Origin of the sequence: Streptomyces sp. NPDC047453 (assembly GCF_040643155.1) — a bacterium.
Lineage (GTDB): Bacteria > Actinomycetota > Actinomycetes > Streptomycetales > Streptomycetaceae > Streptomyces.
On record NZ_JBEYTS010000001.1, the window covers coordinates 98,877 to 114,898 of the forward strand.

Annotated in this window: 11 protein-coding genes and 1 pseudogene; all 12 read left to right on the top strand. The window is 72.1% G+C overall.

The features are described from left to right. Positions 1-21 precede the first annotated feature (21 nt). Positions 22-1,536, top strand: coding sequence for a CYTH and CHAD domain-containing protein (locus tag ABZ818_RS00415; RefSeq protein ID WP_361408480.1), 1,515 nt, complete (start codon positions 22-24; stop codon positions 1,534-1,536). Between the two features lie 96 nt (positions 1,537-1,632). Further along, positions 1,633-3,603 (top strand): TIGR03960 family B12-binding radical SAM protein, encoded by a 1,971-nt coding sequence (locus tag ABZ818_RS00420; RefSeq protein ID WP_361408483.1) that lies wholly within the window; start codon positions 1,633-1,635, stop codon positions 3,601-3,603. A gap of 462 nt (positions 3,604-4,065) precedes the next feature. After that, positions 4,066-4,752, top strand: a complete 687-nt coding sequence (locus tag ABZ818_RS00425) for an SDR family oxidoreductase (protein ID WP_361409563.1) — start codon at positions 4,066-4,068, stop codon at positions 4,750-4,752. A gap of 28 nt (positions 4,753-4,780) precedes the next feature. Beyond that, on the top strand, positions 4,781-5,254 hold the full coding sequence (locus tag ABZ818_RS00430) for a hypothetical protein (protein WP_361408486.1): 474 nt from the start codon (positions 4,781-4,783) through the stop codon (positions 5,252-5,254). Then, a pseudogene (locus ABZ818_RS00435) lies at positions 5,217-5,407 on the top strand (30S ribosomal protein S1); the annotation flags it as partial. The gene ABZ818_RS00430 and the pseudogene ABZ818_RS00435, both read left to right, overlap by 38 nt. Before the next feature lie 100 nt (positions 5,408-5,507). Next, on the top strand, positions 5,508-6,233 hold the full coding sequence (locus ABZ818_RS00440) for a translation initiation factor IF-2 (protein ID WP_361408489.1): 726 nt from the start codon (positions 5,508-5,510) through the stop codon (positions 6,231-6,233). A gap of 227 nt (positions 6,234-6,460) precedes the next feature. After that, entirely contained in the window at positions 6,461-7,705 is a 1,245-nt protein-coding gene (locus ABZ818_RS00445) for a hypothetical protein (RefSeq protein WP_361408492.1), read from the top strand. Between the two features lie 233 nt (positions 7,706-7,938). Continuing rightward, positions 7,939-8,289, top strand: coding sequence for a carboxymuconolactone decarboxylase (locus ABZ818_RS00450; RefSeq protein WP_361408495.1), 351 nt, complete (start codon positions 7,939-7,941; stop codon positions 8,287-8,289). Between the two features lie 206 nt (positions 8,290-8,495). Further along, positions 8,496-8,903: a hypothetical protein gene (locus ABZ818_RS00455; protein WP_361408498.1), complete on the top strand. Its 408-nt coding sequence runs from the start codon at positions 8,496-8,498 to the stop codon at positions 8,901-8,903. A gap of 153 nt (positions 8,904-9,056) precedes the next feature. Beyond that, positions 9,057-10,184, top strand: a complete 1,128-nt coding sequence (locus tag ABZ818_RS00460) for a hypothetical protein (RefSeq protein ID WP_361408501.1) — start codon at positions 9,057-9,059, stop codon at positions 10,182-10,184. A 140-nt stretch (positions 10,185-10,324) separates the two neighbouring features. Next, positions 10,325-11,110 (top strand): TIGR03936 family radical SAM-associated protein, encoded by a 786-nt coding sequence (locus ABZ818_RS00465; protein ID WP_361408504.1) that lies wholly within the window; start codon positions 10,325-10,327, stop codon positions 11,108-11,110. Positions 11,111-11,385: 275 nt separating this feature from the next. After that, entirely contained in the window at positions 11,386-15,789 is a 4,404-nt protein-coding gene (locus ABZ818_RS00470) for an Rne/Rng family ribonuclease (protein ID WP_361408507.1), read from the top strand. Positions 15,790-16,022: the final 233 nt, after the last annotated feature.

A 16,022-nucleotide genomic window follows, 5' to 3' on the forward strand; every position in this document is an offset into this window, starting at 1 on the left:
GACCCGCACTAGATTCGGGTCATGGCGGACATGAAGGCGAAAAGGGAGATCGAGCGGAAGTACGAGGCCGGCGACGGCGGGCTGCCCGACCTGACCGGCGTCGGCCCGGTGGCGGCCGTCGTCGACCAGGGCGTCGCCGAACTCGACGCCGTCTACTACGACACCCCCGACGAACGCCTCACCGCCGACGGACTCACCCTGCGCCGCCGCACCGGCGGCACCGACGCCGGCTGGCACCTGAAGTTCCCGGTCGGCCCCGGCGTACGCGACGAGATCCACGCCCCCCTCTCCGACACCGTGCCCCCCGCCCTCGCCGGACTCGTCCGCTCCCGCGTCCGCGACGCCGAACTGCTCCCACTGGTCCGCATCCGCTCCCGCCGGGGGATCAGCCACCTCGTCGACGCCGACGGCACCCCGCTCGCCGAGGTCGCCGTCGACGCCGTACGGGCCGAACGGCTGACCGGTCACGGCGGCGCCGCCCAGTGGACCGAGATCGAGGTGGAACTCGCCGACGACGGCGACCCGAAGCTCCTCGACGCCGTCGGCAAACGCCTGCGCAAGGCGGGCGTACGCCCCTCCCCGGCGGCCTCGAAACTGGCCCGCGCCCTGACCGAGACCGCCCCGCCGGACCACCCCCGCCCCACGGCGGCCGGGCACGCGGCCCCCACGACGGCCGGCGACCACGTCCTCGTTTACGTGCGCGCCCAGCGCGACGCCCTCGTCGCACTCGACCCCGCCGTACGCCGGGACGAGTACGACTCCGTCCACCAGATGCGCGTCGCCACCCGCCGACTGCGCAGCGCCCTGCGCACCTACCGCAAGGTCCTGGACCGGACCGTCACCGACCCGGTCCGCGCGGAACTGAAATGGCTCGGCACCGAACTCGGCCTCGGCCGCGACCAGGAAGTCCTCACCGAACACCTCACCGCCGGCCTCGACGACCTGCCCTACACCCTGGTCACCGGCCCCGTCCGCACCCGGCTGCGCACCTGGTCGCAGACCGCCCGCAGCGACTCGCGCCGACGCCTCCTCGCCGACCTCGACGGCGCGCGCCACCTGGCCCTCCTCGACACACTCGACGCCCTGCTGGCCGACCCGCCGCTGCGCCCGGCCGCCGCCGGGAAACCGGCCAAGGTGATCACCAAGGCCGTGCACAAGGACTTCGCGGCGCTCTCCGCCCTGCTCCGGCACGCCCTTGACCTGCCCCCGGGCCACGACCGCGATCTCGCCCTGCACGAGGCCCGCAAGAAGGCCAAGGCGACCCGGTACGCGGCCGAGGCGGCCGTACCCGCCCTCGGCGATCCGGCCGCCGGCCTGGTGAAGGCGGCGAAGTCGCTGCAGAGCCTGCTCGGCGACCACCAGGACAGCGTCATGGCCCGCCGGACCCTGCGCGAGCTGGCCGGCCAGGCACACGCGGCGGGGGAGAGCGCGTTCACGTACGGAGTGCTCCACGGGCGCGAGGAGCAGCGGGCGGCCGAATTGGAGGCGCGGCTGCCGGAGACCTGGCGGGCGATCGAGAAGGGGACGGCCCTCTGAGCGCTCCCGCGACCGCCTTCCGGGCGTGTTCGGGACAGGTCCGGGACCGGGTTAGGCTTGATGGTCACCCCTGTCAGCTCACGAAGGTCCGTCGAGATGCCTGCCGAAGCCGCCGAGACCGTGTTCCCGCAGCTCGAAGCTCTGCTCCCGCATGTGCAGAAGCCGATCCAGTACGTCGGCGGAGAACTCAACTCCACGGTCAAGCCCTGGGAGTCCTGCGACGTCCGCTGGGCGCTCATGTACCCGGACGCCTACGAGGTCGGCCTGCCCAACCAGGGCGTCATGATCCTCTACGAGGTCCTCAACGAGCGCGAGGGTGTCCTGGCCGAGCGCACCTACAGCGTGTGGCCCGACCTGGAGGCGCTGATGCGGGAGCACGGCGTCCCGCAGTTCACGGTGGACGGCCACCGCCCGGTGAAGGCCTTCGACGTCTTCGGCCTGTCCTTCTCCACGGAGCTGGGCTACACGAACATGCTCACGGCCCTGGACCTGGCCGGAATCCCCCTGGAGTCCAAGGACCGCACGATCGACGACCCGATCGTGATGGCGGGCGGCCACGCGGCCTTCAACCCCGAGCCGATCGCCGACTTCATCGACTGCGCGGTCATCGGTGACGGCGAGCAGGCGGTGCTGGAGGTCACGGAGATCATCCGCGCCTGGAAGGCGGAGGGCCGCCCGGGCGGGCGCGAGGAACTCCTCTTCCGCCTGGCGAGGACGGGCGGGGTGTACGTGCCCGGCTTCTACGACGTCGAATACCTCCCCGACGGCCGTATCGGCCGCGTGGTCCCCAACAAGTCGGGCGTCCCGTGGCGTGTGTCGAAGCACACGGTGATGGACCTGGACGAGTGGCCGTACCCCAAGCAGCCGCTGGTGCCGCTGGCGGAGACGGTCCATGAGCGCATGTCGGTCGAGATCTTCCGCGGCTGCACGCGGGGGTGCCGCTTCTGCCAGGCCGGCATGATCACCCGCCCGGTGCGCGAGCGCTCCATCACGGGCATCGGCGACATGGTGGAGGCCGGTCTGAAGGCCACCGGCTTCGAGGAGGTGGGCCTGCTCTCCCTGTCCTCGGCCGACCACTCGGAGATCGGCGATGTCGCCAAGGGCCTCGCCGACCGCTACGAGGACGACAAGATCGGCCTCTCGCTGCCCTCCACCCGCGTGGACGCCTTCAACATCGACCTGGCGAACGAGCTGACCCGCAACGGCCGCCGCTCGGGCCTCACCTTCGCCCCGGAGGGCGGCTCGGAGCGCATCCGCAAGGTCATCAACAAGATGGTCTCGGAGGACGACCTGATCCGCACCGTCGCCACGGCCTACGGCAACGGATGGCGCCAGGTGAAGCTGTACTTCATGTGCGGTCTGCCCACGGAGACGGACGAGGACGTCCTCCAGATCGCCGACATGGCGATGCGCGTGATCCAGAAGGGCCGCGAGGTCTCCGGCTCCAACGACATCCGCTGCACGGTCTCGATCGGCGGCTTCGTCCCCAAGCCGCACACCCCGTTCCAGTGGGCGCCCCAGCTCTCCGCCGAGGGGACGGACGCCCGTCTGGAGAAGCTCCGCGACAAGATCCGCGGCGACAAGAAGTACGGCCGCTCGATCGGCTTCCGCTACCACGACGGCAAGCCCGGCATCGTCGAGGGCCTGCTCTCGCGCGGCGACCGCCGGATCGGCGCCGTCATCCGCGCGGTCTACGACGACGGCGGTCGCTTCGACGGCTGGCGCGAGCACTTCTCCTACGACCGCTGGATGGCCTGCGCGGACAAGGCCCTCGTCCCCTTCGGCGTGGACGTCGACTGGTACACCACTCGCGAGCGCACCTACGAGGAGGTCCTCCCCTGGGACCACCTCGACTCCGGCCTCGACAAGGACTGGCTCTGGGAGGACTGGCAGGACGCCCTCGACGAAACCGAGGTCGAGGACTGCCGCTGGACGCCGTGCTTCGATTGCGGGGTATGTCCGCAAATGGACACCCACATCCAAATCGGCCCGACCGGCAAGAAGCTGCTGCCTCTGGCGGTCAAGAACGCAGGTCCGACGCCCGCTGCGAGTGGTCACACCCACTGACGTGAGCGAGGCACTCGATCGGGTGATCGAGGCGCCGACGGGGGCGAGTGAGGACGAGGTGGCCGCGGCGTTGGCTGCGGTCGGCGCTTCGCGTCCTCGCTCGCCGGTTCCGAAGTGGGGTGGGTTCAGGGGGCCGCTCCGATGGCCCGTTCTCGGGCTTCGTCCTCACGCCGGAACAAAGCGCCGTCTCACATGCGTCGCCGCGGTATCCGGGGCAGGCTGGTGGTGCGGGGAGTTCTGACGTGGGAATCCTGCGTGCGCGACGGCCTGTCCGCCCCGGCATTGGCCCGAAATGTAGGTGAAGATCCAGAGCCGGCCTCAGGGGCGATGATTCTCCCTCTGCGCGAGTCGCACACGGACATGGGCGTGCCACGAGGCGGTCCGATTCAAGGCGTCCGATCGCAGCGTCCCCTCGTCCCAGTGCCTGCCGTGCTCGGCAGGCGGCAGCGGGAAGGAAGCGCGATGGAGATCAAAGGATCGATTGCCCTGGTGACGGGGGCCAATCGCGGCATCGGCCACGCCTTCGCTCGCGCACTGATCGAGCGGGGAGCAGCCAAGGTCTACGCCGGTGTCCGCGATCCGGCGAGTGTGAGCGACGAGGATCTCTCTGCGCTGCGTCTGGACGTCACCAAGCCGGATGACGTCGCCGCGGCGGCCGCGGCCGCCGGTGACGTCACCATCGTCGTCAACAACGCGGGCGTCGGAGGTTTTGGGACCAAGCTACTGACGGGCTCCTTCGACGGCGCGCGCGAGGCGATGGAGATCAACTACTTCGGCACCTGGGCCGTGTCCCGTGCCTTTGCCCCGGTCCTGGCGCGCAATGGCGGCGGCGCACTGGTGAACATGCTGTCGGCTGTCTCCTGGATCTCCCGGCCGGAGTATCCCGGATATGCGGCCTCCAAGGCGGCCCAGTGGTCGTTGACGGGCGCGCTGCGGGAAGGCCTGCGCGAGCAGGGAACACTCGTGATCGGTGTCCACGCCGGTTTCGTGGAGACGGATCTCAGCTCCTTCACGGACGCACCGAAGATCAGCGCAGCGGACGTGGCGGAGCAGACCATGGACGCCCTGGCGAACGACCGGGTCGAAGTCCTCGCCGACGAGCGGACCAAGCAGATCAAGCATGCCCTGGCGCAACCACTCGAACAGTGAGGAGACGTTGGCTGGGCCGGGAGGAATCATGACCGAGACGTACGATCGCCGCCGCACGGCCGTTCTGCTGGTCGATCCCTGCAGCGACTTCCTCTCGGAGGGCGGCAAGGTCTGGCCGCGGCTGGAGCCCGTGGCCGGCAGCGTCGGTCTGCTGGATCATCTGCGCTCTGTTGTCGCCTCGGCCCGTGCGGTCGGTGTGCGCGTGGTGTTCGTGCCGCACCGCCGCTGGGAGCCGGGTGACTACGAGACATGGGACCATCCGACCCCCTCGCAGCGGAAAATCCTGCTGCGAGGGGTCACACCCACTGACGTGAGCGAGGCACTCGATGGGGTGGTTAGTAGTGCATTGGCGGGGCTGAGTGAGGACGAGGTGGCCGCTGCACTGACTGCGGCAGGTGTTTCGCCGCCCACCCGCTTGGGGTGGTGGGGGAGTTGGACGGTTCCTGGTGTCGGCGCTGTGTGCGACCCTCGAGCGGTTCGGCGTGTTCGTGGCGCTGGATGAGGGTCCTGACCATCCGGTCTATCCCGGCGTCGGCTTCATCACGTGTCCCGAACTGCCCTGGCGCCGTTCGAGGTGTCGTTCGAGGTCGTGGAGATCGGCCAGCGAGTGTCGTGCGGGTTCTTGCAGTTCGACATGCGGAGCGGGGAAGCTCGGCGCCCACGTCTCGTCGCCGGGCCGGCTCGGTGCGATCACCTACGCGGGTCTGAGTGCGCGAGCGGTTGCCTGCCGCGCGCGGCGACGGAAGGGTGGGCGCATGCGCCGACTGCTGCTGCTCGCCACGCTGTTGCTGTTCACCGCCGGCTGCGGGGTGGTGCAGTCCTCCGCCGAGGACGAGGCGACGGACGCCGCACGGGAGGTGGCCAGGAAGGCGGGCGAGCGGCTCTACGGCCAGCGTCCGCGCACGGCGGAGGAGGTCGGGCGCTCCGCTTCCGGCATCGACGGGGTGGAGGTACTGCGGGTGACGGGTACCTCGACACACGACGGGGACGGCGTCGACGTGGTCGTCCGCACGTCTGTGGGATGGCGCGACCTTGAGGAGGTCGCCGTGCGGCGCTGTTTCGCGGTGCGGGTGTCGCCCAAGTCGGAGTGGGGTGAGGATCCCCGTGACGTGGACTGCCCGGATGGCCGTCCGCTGACCTTCGCCCCGCCACTCGAACCGCCCCGGCTGCCCTACGAGGAGCTCCGCGCGAAACTTCCCCGGGTGCCGGAGGGCGGCCGGGTGGACGAGGCCGAGGTGCGCTGTGCGCTCGCCGCCGTGGACTTGCCTCCGGCGATCCGTACCGAGGTGAAGGCGGACGGCGGCCGGGTCGGCGTTCTCCTGTCGGTAAAGGGCAATGGCTTCGACGCGCAGGACTGCCTTCTTGCCCGCGTGGTCCCCGGCGTCACCGAGGTGTGGGTGCCGCCCCGGATCCAGCGGATGCCCGGAGAGGGCGGCTGCACCGTCGGCAACGCCCTGGACCCGATACCGTCACCGCACTGAAAACGGGGTGCCTGGCTCCGGCGTGTCCTCTCCCTGATCCGTGCCGAGCCCAGCAGGGCGGCTCCGCCGATGTGACGCTCCTGCGTGGATTTCCTTCCGCCCACCGTCCACCACCCAGCGCCCACGTGTCACGTCATATTTGCGCAATCTGGAAATTGTGCCGTTATGCTGCCGCCGATTCGCGACAGACGGCTCGCTCGCCGTGGCGTCTGGAGGAAGGACGGAACGTGCGGAACGCGGATACGGCGGCAGACGCGCCCAGGACCGGGGCGCGGCTCGGCCGGCTCGGACGGCATCCGGTGAGGTGGCACACCGCGCTGCTGACTGTGTGGGCGGCCCTCTGGTTCGTCGTGGCCGAGCGCCACGGCGCCGTGTCCTGGCACTATCTGAGAACCGGTGAGGAGCTGCTGTTCGGTGAGATTCCGGGCGGCGGCCTCGGGCTGTACGCCAACCATCCCGAACTGCAGATCGGCCCGGTCAGTTTCGTGGCCGCCGGCCTGTTCACGCCGTTCCCCGAGGTCGTGGGCGAGAAGCTGGCGGACGCGTTCATGTCGGGCCTCGCGCTGTACATGCTGGTCCTGGTCGGTCGCACCGCCGCCGACCACTACCGGGGTACCGGACTGAACCACCGGCGCCTCCAGCAGCGCGTACTGGTCGCCGGGGCCGCCTTCATCCCCATGTGGGTGGAGGTCGCGGTGCGTTTCGCGCACCTCGACGACGTGCTGGCGCTGTTCTTCACCACCCTCGCCGTGCGCGCGCTGGTGCGCGGCAACGCCACCGCCGTCGGGGTCCTGCTGGCCCTGGCCGTTGACTCCAAGCCCTGGGCGGTGGGCTTCCTGCCGCTGCTGCTGGCGCTGCCCCGGCCAGTACGGCTGAGGGCGGGCGCCTGGGTGGTCGTGCTGGTGGCCGCCGCCTGGCTGCCGTTCTACTTGACCCATCTGGACACCTTCGCTGCGGCGCACTTCACCATCCCCAACCAGCCGGCCTCCGCCCTGCGCTGGTTCGGCGTGAACGACCCGGGCACCCCCTGGTGGGATCGCCCCGCGCAGATGACCCTGGGCATGGCCCTGGGCGCGCTGGCGGTGCGCAGGCACCGCTGGGCCGCCGTGGTGCTGCTCGCCGCCGATGCGCGGATCGTGCTGGATCCAAGCGTGTACACGTACTACAACGCCTCGGTCCTGCTCGGCACGCTGATCTGGGACTCGATCGGTCAGCGGCGGCTGGTGCCCTGGGTGAGCTGGATCGCCCTGATCTCCCTCTACGGCAGCACCCTGCTGGTCCCCTCCGACTCCGCACGGGGCCTGATCCGGCTGGCCTTCGCGGTCGGTTCCGCCCTGTACGTCCTGTGGTGGCCGCAGCGCACCCTCCGCAGCCGCCGTGGGCCGACCGGTTCCGTCGGCCCGTCGGCCGAGCAGGATCCGGTCGCACGGGTTCCCGGATCGGCCCGACCGGCAAGAAGCTCCTGCCCCTGACGGTCAAGAACGCGGCCCCGGCACCTGCGTCGAGCGGTCACGCACACTGAGCCGAGCGAGGCACTCGGACCGTGGGCTTGGCGATCGCGAGAACACCGCACCGGCGCCGAGTGGTCCCGTGTGCGGGTGGGGCGGGGGACCATACGGTGGAAGTGCAAGCCGCCGGCGCGCGGTGCCATGTTGTGCGGGTGTCGTCGCGCCGGTTCCGCACAGGACCGGAAGGTGGTCCGGATATGGCTACAGCGTCCGACGCTCCCGTTCTCGACACGCTCGCCGCGATGACCATCGACTCGATCGAGCGATGCGGCATGGACAACAGGACTCTGATCCTCACACGTATCGCCGCGCTCGCGGCCATGGACGCACCGGCGGTCTCCTACCTCGCCCATGTCGATCCCGCGGTCAAGGCCAACCTGACGGTAGACCAAGTGCAGGACGTTCTCGTCGCGATCGCTCCCGTGGTGGGCACGGCACGCGTGATGGCGGCGGCGGGTCACATCACCGAGGCGCTCGGCTTCGCCATCGCGGTGGCGGACTCCGACGCCGAGGCGATGGCCGCGGCCCAGAGCAGGAGCGGCTCCTGAACAGTCGCCGCCGCTGACGGCCGGTCAGCGGCGGCGGTTGCGCCCGGATCGAGTCGGCCCCCTCCCGTTGAACGGGAGGGGGCTTCAACGTGTTTGAGAAGTGGGGAACTGGTCAGATCGAGGCCGGAAACGAGTGGCTGCGGTGTGCCGGGAATTGTTTGTATGACCTGTCACTTGCCGCTCAATTGCTTGAGGTGTGAAGCCACTTGAAGAAGGTCCTGACCGCAATAGCCGCCGCTGTCATGGGTGTCACGATGTTCGGCGGGAATGCCCAGGCGGTGGATGCCACTCCGTTCAGCGCGACGAACTGCACCGGGAATGCGGGATCCACGGACGGGTCCGGATCCGTTTGTATCACGGTGAACGGGACCGGGCTCAAGGTGGACAGCTTCTACCTGTCCAAGCAGTCGAACAACCGGGCCTGGACCGATTACGCGCACATCAACTTCACGGACGGATCGGGCGGTTTCATGAGCCAAACCGTCAGTGCCGCGCGGGTCGAGAAGAAGACGGTCGGAACCACTTGGGGGCTTTCGGCGGCGGACGGCAGCAAGATCTGCGGGTATTGGCACAATTACCCGGGAACCAAGGCCTGCGCGACGATTCACAAGTAATCCGCGGCGCGGAACGGGCGGGGCGGGCCGGTTCGGTCCGCCCCGTTGTCGTGGGCGGGCAGAGGCGGATCGGGGTCCGGCCTCTGCGGAGTCCTGCCGAGTGATGTGTGGGCCTCGTGCATCCGGCGGGGGCGCCGCCGCGTCCTCTCCGGTATGGAACTGGAGAAGCGGGGGACCGGTGAGCGACCGCCCGAGGGGTGCCTCGTGGTGGCGATCCGGATGCCCGTACGGATCGTCGTGCTCGTGCTGGTCGTGCCGGTGCGCATGGCGTGGGACGCGCTAGTCGTCGGCGGGCGGCTCCTGCGCGACACCGTGCTGCGACCGCTCGGCCGGGCGCTCGCATGGCTCGGGCGCGTACTGGTCGTCGTGCCCCTCGTATGGCTCGGGCGCGTACTGGTCGTCGTCCCGCTCGTATGGGCGTACCGGTGGGTGCTGACGCCGATCGGGCACGCGCTCGTGTGGCTCGCGCGGAGAGCCGGCGACCTGCTCGCGTGGGTGTACGCGCGCGTGCTCGCGCCGATCGGGCGCGCGGCCGAGTGGGCGCTCAGGAGGCTCGGGCTCGTGCTCGCCGCCGTGGGAGCAGCGGTGTTCGCGGGCGTGGCCTGGCTCGTCCGGTGGCTCCTCGTGGCCCCCGGCAAGTGGTGCTGGACCTGGATCCTCACGCCGGTCGGCCGTGCGCTCGCCCGGTGTGCGAGGGGGCTGTGGTGGGTTCTCGCGGCGGTGGCCGCCGGGGTCGGTGCGGTTCTGTACTGGACCTGCCGTGTCCTGCTCGTCCTGCCCGCGCTCGCGCTGTGGCTGTGGGTCCTCACGCCGGCCGGCCGTGGGCTCGCCTGGTGCGGGAGGGGGCTGTGGCGGTGGGTGCTCGTACCCGCCGGTCGCGCCCTGGCCGTCGCCGGGCGGGAGGTGGCGGACGCCCTCGGGCATGCCTGGCGGGTGGCCGGGCGGATCTCCCTCGCCGTCGGGCGGTTCCTGGGGAGCGTCCTGCGCCTGCTCGTCGTGGAGCCGGTGCGCTGGGCGTACCGCCGGGTGCTCACGCCCCTCGGGCACGCCGTCCGGGACGCCGTCCTGCGCCCCGCGGCGCGGGCCGCGCGCCAGGTGGGCCGCACCACCCGGCAGGCTTTCGCCGCGGCGCGCGACATCGCCCGGCAGACCCGCGCCGACCTGCGCCGGGCGCTCCTCGGGGAACCCCGGCCGGTGGCCCGTCGGGAACCTGTGGCGGCCGAGACGCGTACTCTAGAGACAAGGACCGGGCGCGAAGTCTCCCCGCCGACGCGGGGGTGATCCGGACGGGACGGCACTGGAAAGGTGCCGGACCGGACGCTCCCCGCCGACGCGGGGTGGTGCCACGGACCGTCCGCCGTACACGAGGAGAAGTTCCACTGGGCAAGCGACAGCCCGAAGGCCCACCGCCCGCACCCGCGGTGCAGCGCATCCGACTGCGCTACACCAAGCGCGGCCGCCTCCGGTTCACCAGCCACCGTGACTTCCAGCGCGCCTTCGAGCGTGCGCTGCGTCGTGCCGAGGTGCCGATGGCGTACTCGGCGGGGTTCACGCCGCACCCGAAGGTGTCCTATGCCAATGCCGCACCCACCGGCACGGGCAGTGAGGCGGAGTACCTGGAGATCGCGCTCACCGCGCCCCGCGAGCCGGAGCGTCTGCGTGAGCTTCTCGACGAGTCGTTGCCCGCCGGGCTGGACATCGTCGAGGCGGTCGAGGCCCGTACGCCGGGGCTCGCCGACCGGCTGACCGCTTCCGTCTGGGAGCTGCGGCTGGACGGTGTGGACCCGGCCGAGGCCGAACGCGCGGTCGCGGCCTTCAACGGGGCCGAGACCGTGGAAGTGCAGCGCCTGACCAAGAACGGCATGCGCACCTTCGACGCCCGGTCCGCGGTGGTGGACATGGAGAGTGCGGAAACGCACCGTTCGGCGGCTGATGGGCCGACCGACCAGCCTTGTGCGATACTGCGGCTGGTTGTTCGGCACGTGACGCCTGCCGTGCGACCCGACGACGTCCTGTCCGGTCTCCGCGCCGTGGCCGACCTGGCGCCGCCGGTCCCCGCAGCGGTGACCAGGCTGGCGCAGGGGCTGCTCGATGAAGAGACCGGCACGGTGACCGACCCGCTCGCGCCCGACCGCGAGGCAGACCTGGCCGCCCCGGCCGATTCAGTGGGGGCCGCCGTTCCTGCCGCCGCGAAGGCGCCCGCGTAGGGACGGTTCCGCACCGGGACGGACGTCGAAGCGCCGCCCTCGTACTCGGGAGCCACCTGGGTCGGGCAGCGCACCGACCAGAAGACTTTCGCCAGGCCGTACACGACAAGGCGTACGGAACCGGCGAGACAGGACACAGAGAGCTCCCGTGCGGCGCCCGCGCCCCGGACGGCGGCCGGCGCCCATGCGCGGCCGTGGACGTCAACGGTGCCGATCGACGTGATCGGCGCCGGACCAGGCGCGGCGCCCGGGAGCCTGACGGGAGATACCCCCGCATGCTCGAACCGACCGAACCCATCGAGGGTTCCGAAGAACTGAACACTCCCAGCGACACCCTGCCGCCGCGTCGTCGGCGCCGTGCCGCGTCCCGCCCGGCGGGTCCGCCCGCCGCCGCGTCCTCCGAGGCCGCGGCCGAGATCACCGCTCCGGCCGTACCGGCCGCCACGTCCGCGGAACTCGCGGAACAGGTGGAGGAGCTGGAGACTCCCGGGACCGCGGAGGCCGCCGAGACGGTGACCGCCGAGACGGTCGCGGTCACCGGTGAGGCGCCGGAGGAGACCGAGGAGACGGAGGAAGCCGCGGAGGCCGCACCCGTGCGCCGTACGCGCCGCCGTGTCTCCGTGCCCGCCGGGACCCCCTCGACCGCCCAGGGCGAGGCTGCCGCCGAGACCGTCGTGCCGGCGGCGGCCGTCGCCGAGACGTCGGTCGCCGGGTCCGGTGCCGTCGAGACGCCTGCCGGGTCCGTGGAGGTCGGCGAGGCCGCCGCTCCGCGGCGTACCCGCCGGCGTGCCACGCGCAGCGTGTCCGCGCCCACCGCGTCTGCCGCGTCCGCCGCGTCCACGGAGGCGCTCGACACGGCCGTCCCCGCCACGCCCGCGGAGAGCGCGGAGCAGCCGGCGAGTGCCGAGGCTGTCGCCGAGCCGGCGGCCGAGGCGCCCGCGCCTGCCGCTCGTACGCGGCGCCGCGCGACCCGGCGTGTGTCCACGCCCGCCGGTGCCCCCGCCGCGGCCGAGGCCCCTGAGGCCCCTGAGGTGAACGCCGCTCCCGAGGCCGCGATCCCCGAGCCCGCCGAGCCTGAGCCCGTTGCCCAGGTTGCGCAGGACGAGGCTCCGCGCCGCACTCGTCGGCGTGCCACGCGCCGTGTGTCCGAGCCCGCCGCCTCGCCCGAGAGCGCGGCGGAGTCCGGGAGCGGCGCCCCCGCCGAGGAGGCCACGACCCCCGAGCCTGTCGCCGAGGTCGTGGAGGACGCGGCTCCGCGGCGTACCCGCCGTCGTGCCACACGCCGCGTGTCCGAGCCCGCCGCCCAGACCGCGGACGTCACCGAGGCCCCCGCGGCCCAGTCCGCCGAGGCTCCCGGCGAGGACGAGGCCCCCGCCGCCGTCGCCCCCAGCACCCCTGCCACCGACGAGTCGCAGGCGCCCAAGGCGCCCGCCGCCGAGGCCGGGGCCGAGGAGACCGGGACGCGGCGGAGCCGGCGTCGGGTCGTCCGGCGTGCCGCGACCGGGTTCTCCGAGCCGGCCGCCGAGTCCGCCGCCGGCGACGGCGAGTCGCCGCGCCGGCCCGCGCGGCCCGCCGTCGCTGTGTTCCAGGCGCCCGTCTTCACCGAGCCGATGTTCCAGACCCCGGAGCGGGCTGCCGCCGCGGCGGCAGCCGAGGCCGCGGAGGTCGAGGAGCTTCCGGAGGAGCAGCCCGAGCTGGCCGAACAGGCCGAGCAGGCCGAACAGACCGAGCAGACCGAGCAGGGCGGTTCGCGCCGCCGCCGTCGCCGCCGGGGTTCCGGTGGCGAGGAGCCCGAGACCCTGACGGCCGGGCCCGCCGACGAGTCCGCCGAGGACGAGACGGAGGAGGAGACCGCCGAGTCGGCCGAGGAAGCCGCCGAGGGCGAGGACGGCGAGGAGTCCGGTTCGCGCCGTCGCCGCCGTCGCGGTGGCCGCCGCCGTCGCCGGGGCGAGTCCGCCGAGGCCGGCGGGGACGAGGACGCGGAGGAGAGCGACGAGCTCGCCGCCGAGCAGGCTGCGCAGGACGCCGAGGACACCGCCGAGCAGCTCGACGAGGACGACGAGGAGTCGGCCGACGAGGACGAGGGCCGGCAGGCCGGCGGTGGCTCCAGCAGCAGCCGGCGTCGCCGTCGGCGTCGTCGCCGGGCCGGTGACAGCGGCACGGACAACGAGCCGTCCGCCGACGACCCCGAGCGCACCGTCGTCAAGGTCCGCGAGCCTCGCAAGGCTGCCGAGCCGTCCGACGAGGTGCAGTCCATCAAGGGGTCGACCCGCCTGGAGGCCAAGAAGCAGCGCCGCCGCGAGGGCCGCGAGCAGGGCCGCCGCCGGGTGCCGATCATCACCGAGGCCGAGTTCCTGGCCCGCCGTGAGGCCGTCGAGCGCGTGATGGCGGTCCGGCAGCACGGCGACCGTACGCAGATCGGCGTCCTGGAGGACGGCGTGCTCGTCGAGCACTACGTCAACAAGGAGCAGTCGACCTCGTACGTCGGCAACGTCTACCTCGGCAAGGTGCAGAACGTCCTGCCCTCGATGGAGGCCGCCTTCATCGACATCGGCAAGGGCCGCAACGCCGTGCTGTACGCCGGTGAGGTCAACTTCGAGGCGCTCGGCATGGCCAACGGCCCCCGGCGCATCGAGTCCGCTCTCAAGTCCGGCCAGTCCGTGCTCGTCCAGGTCACCAAGGACCCCATCGGACACAAGGGCGCCCGCCTGACCAGCCAGGTCTCCCTCCCGGGCCGCTACCTCGTGTACGTCCCCGAGGGCTCGATGACCGGCATCAGCCGCAAGCTGCCCGACACCGAGCGGGCCCGGCTGAAGACCATCCTCAAGAAGATCGTCCCCGAGGACGCGGGCGTCATCGTGCGCACCGCCGCCGAGGGCGCGAGCGAGGACGAGCTGAGCAGGGACGTCGAGCGGCTCCAGGCGCAGTGGGAGGACATCCAGAAGAAGGCCAAGAACGGCGGCAGCTCAAGCGCACCGTCGCTGCTGTACGGCGAGCCGGACATGACCGTCCGGGTCGTGCGCGACATCTTCAACGAGGACTTCTCCAAGGTCATCGTCAGCGGTGACGAGGCGTGGCAGACGATCCACGGGTACGTCTCGCACGTCGCCCCGGACCTCGCGCCGCGTCTGCAGCGCTGGACCAGCGAGGTCGACGTCTTCGCCACGTACCGGATCGACGAGCAACTCGCCAAGGCGCTGGACCGCAAGGTCTGGCTGCCCAGCGGCGGTTCGCTGGTGATCGACCGGACCGAGGCGATGGTCGTCATCGACGTCAACACCGGCAAGTTCACCGGCCAGGGCGGCAACCTGGAGGAGACGGTCACCAGGAACAACCTGGAGGCGGCCGAGGAGATCGTGCGTCAGCTCCGGCTGCGCGACCTCGGCGGCATCATCGTGATCGACTTCATCGACATGGTCCTGGAGTCCAACCGCGACCTGGTGCTGCGCCGCCTGCTGGAGTGCCTGGGCCGCGACCGTACGAAGCACCAGGTGGCCGAGGTGACCTCGCTGGGCCTGGTGCAGATGACCCGCAAGCGGGTGGGCCAGGGCCTGCTGGAGTCCTTCTCCGAGACCTGCGTGCACTGCAACGGCCGCGGCGTCATCGTCCACCTGGAGCAGGCGAGCGCCGGCGGTGGCGGCGGGAGCAAGCGCCGCAAGCGCGCCCGCGCCGGTGCCGAGCAGCCGCACGAGCACGAGGCCGTGGCCGCCGAGGTGGTCGCCCCGACCGCCGAGGAGGAGGCGGAGGCCGAGACGGAGGCCGCCGAGCCCATCGCGCTGCCCGCGCTGGAGATGGCCCCGGACGAGGAGCTGTACAGCAGCGTCGCCGAGGCGGAGGCCGCGGCGAGCCGTGGCCGTACGCGGCGCCGGGCGAGCCGGCGGGCGTCCGCGCCCGCGGGCGCGCCGAAGGCCCACGCCGACGGTGGCACCCCTGCTCCCACGGCCCAGGACGTCACGGCGGCCGAGGAGGCCGCGCGCCCGGAGCCGGCGGAACGGGCTCAGGCCGAGCCCGTGGCCGTCGAGGACCTGGCCGTCCCGGCGCCGGCCGCCGAGGCCCCGGTCGCGGAGGCCGCTCCCAAGGGCCGTACGCGTCGCCGCGCGACCCGCAAGGTGTCGGCGCCGGCCGACTCCCCGGCGGGTGCCGAGGAGACCGTGGTGACGGTGTCCGAGGCCGCGCCGGTGGCACCCGCCGAGCCGCAGGACGTCGCGGTCGACGCGGCTCCTGTTCCGGCGGAGCAGCCGGAGGCCCCCGCCGAGCCCGTCGCCCCGGCCCGTCCGCGCCGCCGCGCCGTGCGCAAGGCCACCGCGCCGACCGCGTCCGAGGACACGGCCGTCATGGTCGTCCCGTCGGCCCCGGCGGAGGAGGCCGAATCGGCCGCCGCCGCGGAGGAGTCCGCCGAGGAGACCGCGTCGGAGGCGACTCCGGCGAAGAAGGCGGCGGCCCGCAAGACGGCCAAGAAGGCGACGGCGAAGAAGGCCGCCACCAAGAAGACCGCGGCCAAGAAGACGGCCGTGAAGAAGGCCACGGCCAAGAAGGCGGCGAAGACGACGACCGCCAAGAAGACCACGGCGAAGAAGGCGACGGCCAAGAAGACGACCGCCAAGAAGACGCCCGCCAAGAAGACCGCGGCGGCGGCCCAGCAGGCGCCGTCCTCGGTCGGCTCGTCGGCGGAGGAGTGACGAGGGCTTAGCCCCGGCCGCGTGCCCCGGCCCGGGACACCCCTGCGGTGTGCCGGGCCGGGGCACGCGGCTGTTTCCGGCCCGTCCGGGGGTGAGAGGCGCTTGGCGGGAACGCACAGGTTTCTGTGGTTCATCGGCGGCCGACGGCCCGGTTTGACCCCTCAAGCCGGGCCCCGTAACCTTGACCGTCGGCGTGTCGCCAGATGCGTCTCATCCTCGTAAACCTCTTCCTC

Bases quoted from the DNA above. Each gene is read 5' to 3' on its own strand.
- ABZ818_RS00415 (WP_361408480.1), top strand. From the start codon at position 22: ATGGCGGACATGAAGGCGAAAAGGGAGATCGAGCGGAAGTACGAGGCC.
- ABZ818_RS00460 (WP_361408501.1), top strand. From the start codon at position 9,057: ATGGAACTGGAGAAGCGGGGGACCGGTGAGCGACCGCCCGAGGGGTGC.
- ABZ818_RS00425 (WP_361409563.1), top strand. From the start codon at position 4,066: ATGGAGATCAAAGGATCGATTGCCCTGGTGACGGGGGCCAATCGCGGC.
- ABZ818_RS00470 (WP_361408507.1), top strand. From the start codon at position 11,386: ATGCTCGAACCGACCGAACCCATCGAGGGTTCCGAAGAACTGAACACT.
- ABZ818_RS00450 (WP_361408495.1), top strand. From the start codon at position 7,939: ATGGCTACAGCGTCCGACGCTCCCGTTCTCGACACGCTCGCCGCGATG.
- ABZ818_RS00420 (WP_361408483.1), top strand. From the start codon at position 1,633: ATGCCTGCCGAAGCCGCCGAGACCGTGTTCCCGCAGCTCGAAGCTCTG.
- ABZ818_RS00430 (WP_361408486.1), top strand. From the start codon at position 4,781: ATGACCGAGACGTACGATCGCCGCCGCACGGCCGTTCTGCTGGTCGAT.
- ABZ818_RS00440 (WP_361408489.1), top strand. From the start codon at position 5,508: ATGCGCCGACTGCTGCTGCTCGCCACGCTGTTGCTGTTCACCGCCGGC.